At 70.4% G+C, this 1,148-nt stretch carries 2 protein-coding genes; one reads left to right on the top strand and one right to left on the bottom strand.

Annotated features, from left to right (window positions below):
* The first annotated feature begins 18 nt into the window (after nt 1-18).
* Nucleotides 19-893, top strand: a protein-coding gene (locus tag ACH4B3_RS34290) for an IS5 family transposase (protein ID WP_398469719.1) whose coding sequence is annotated in 2 segments (ribosomal slippage) — nt 19-393 and nt 396-893 — 873 coding nt in all. Because the reading frame shifts where the segments join, the coding sequence is not laid out codon by codon here.
* On the opposite strand, the gene ACH4B3_RS34285 is transcribed toward ACH4B3_RS34290, so the two are convergent.
* A partial coding sequence (locus ACH4B3_RS34285; RefSeq protein ID WP_398469717.1) for an HAD hydrolase family protein occupies nt 877-1,148 on the bottom strand: 272 nt, incomplete at its 5' end. The two genes, ACH4B3_RS34290 and ACH4B3_RS34285, sit on opposite strands and share 17 nt — an antisense overlap.

Below are 1,148 nucleotides of genomic sequence, written 5' to 3'. Positions count from 1 at the left end.
GTGGGATGATCTTGGTTCGTGGCGCGTGGAGATCTGACGGACGAGCAATGGGTCGTGCTGGAGCCTGTGTTGCCGAAGGGCAATAAGCCCGGTCGGCCGCCGGTGTGGACCCGGCGGCAGCTGATCGACGGCATACGGTTCCGGGTTCGAACGGGTATCCCGTGGCGGGACGTGCCCGAGGAGTACGGGCCGTGGGGCCGGGTGTACGACCTGTTCCGTCGCTGGCAGCGCAACGGCACCTGGCAGCGCATCTTCACCCAGCTCCAGGCCCGGGCCGATGCGCAGGACCTGATCACCTGGAACCTCAACGTCGACTCCACCGTCTGCCGGGCCCACCAGCACGCCGCCGGAGCGCGGAAAAGGGGGATCTGCAGAAGGAGCCGCCCGGCGGCGTCGCCACCGAGCTCGACGACCACGGCCTCGGGCGCTCGCGCGGCGGCCTGACCACCAAGCTGCACCTGGCCGTCGAGCAGGGGCAGAAGCCGATGTCCATCGTGATCACCGCCGGGCAGCGCGGGGACTCCCCCCAGTTCGAGGCCGTCCTGGGCCGCATCAGGGTGCCCCGGCTGGGGCCCGGCAGACCGCGCACCCGGCCGCGGCGGGTGCGCGCTGATAAGGCGTACGCCTCCCGCAGGAACCGCGCCTACCTGCGCCGACGTGGCATCCGCTGCACCATCCCGGACAAGACCGACCAAGCCCGCCACCGCAAGAAGCGCGGCTCGCACGGTGGCCGTCCGCCGAAGTTCGACCCGGAGGACTACAAGGCCCGGCACGCGGTCGAGTGCGGCATCAACCGCCTCAAAAGGCACCGAGCCGTGGCCACGAGGTACGACAAGCTCGCGGTCCGCTACGAGGCGACCGTCCTCGTCGCGGCCATCAACGAGTGGCTGTGACCAAGCGGCTCAAGACGGGGAGCACGCCTCGTAGGTCGCCGCCGTCCACCGTGACGGTCGCCGCCGCCCGCGCGCCTGCTGAGGCATTGAACGCCACGCTCAGCCCGACGGAAGCGAACAAGGGCAGGTCGGAGCGGCTGTCTCCGACGGCCGCGCACGAGCGTGGATCCAACCCCAACTCCCGGGCCAGCGCGAGGGCGCATTTTCGTTTGTCGTACTCGTCAAAATGACGGGCGACCCGGCCCGTGAACCGGC

The organism is Streptomyces sp. NPDC018031 (assembly GCF_044327625.1).
Taxonomy (GTDB): domain Bacteria; phylum Actinomycetota; class Actinomycetes; order Streptomycetales; family Streptomycetaceae; genus Streptomyces.
The sequence above is the reverse complement of the archived record's forward strand: the minus strand, read 5'-3'. Positions and strand labels throughout refer to the sequence as shown.